The sequence below is a fragment of the Streptomyces canarius genome (assembly GCF_014650735.1).
GTDB lineage: Bacteria > Actinomycetota > Actinomycetes > Streptomycetales > Streptomycetaceae > Streptomyces > Streptomyces olivaceoviridis.
In genome coordinates this window covers 1-763 of the sequence record NZ_BMVN01000222.1, presented here as the reverse complement: position 1 = coordinate 763, position 763 = coordinate 1, and the positions used below count along the sequence as shown (strand labels likewise).

The window sequence follows — 763 nt, the reverse complement described above, 5'->3', positions numbered from 1 at the left end:
GCTCTCTCCTTTGGAGCCAGCTGGACCAGGCTCACCAACAAGTCCTCTGGCACCAGTAGTACCGGCAGCACCAACAGGGCCAGGAATACCGCGGGGTCCAGGGAGGCCGGGAGCCCCAGCAACGCCGGGAAGGCCAGCAGCACCCTTGGCACCAGTAAGGCCGTTTGCTCCAGGATTACCAGGAGGTCCAACGGGGCCGGAGAGGCCTGGAAGACCCACTTCACCACGGGGACCGGCGGGACCAGCAGGACCAGCGGTACCAACAGCTCCAATTTCACCCTTGGGGCCAGGGGCACCTGGGAAGCCTGGAGGGCCAGCAGACCCAATGGGACCAGCAGGACCCACGGGACCCACACTTCCATCACTGCCACGGGCACCAGCTGGGCCAGGGGCACCAACACGTCCTCTCTCACCAGGAAGCCCACGGGCTCCTGTTTGACCTGGAGTTCCATTTTCACCAGGGGCACCAGGTTCACCCTTCACACCAGGAGCACCGGGCTGTCCCTTCAATCCATCCAGACCATTGTGTCCCCTAATGCCTTTGAAGCCAGGAAGTCCAGGAGTTCCAGGGAAACCACGAGCACCCTGTGGTCCAACAACTCCTCTCTCACCAGGTCGTCCGGGTTTTCCAGGGTGACCATCTTCACCAGCCTTGCCAGGAGGGCCAGCTGGACCACGAGCACCTGCAGGACCAGTTTGACCAGGTTCACCAGGCTCACCAGCAGGTCCTTGGAAACCTTGAGGGCCTGGGGCTCCAGATCGG

At 62.9% G+C, this 763-nt stretch carries 2 protein-coding genes; both read right to left on the bottom strand.

Annotation, left to right across the window (positions count from 1 at the left end; all coding sequences use genetic code 11):
• A partial coding sequence (locus IE294_RS50485) for a hypothetical protein (protein ID WP_229918608.1) occupies positions 1-476 on the bottom strand: 476 nt, incomplete at its 3' end.
• A 30-nt stretch (positions 477-506) separates the two neighbouring features.
• Positions 507-763 (bottom strand): hypothetical protein (locus IE294_RS50480; protein ID WP_229918606.1); only part of this gene is annotated, 257 nt, incomplete at its 5' end.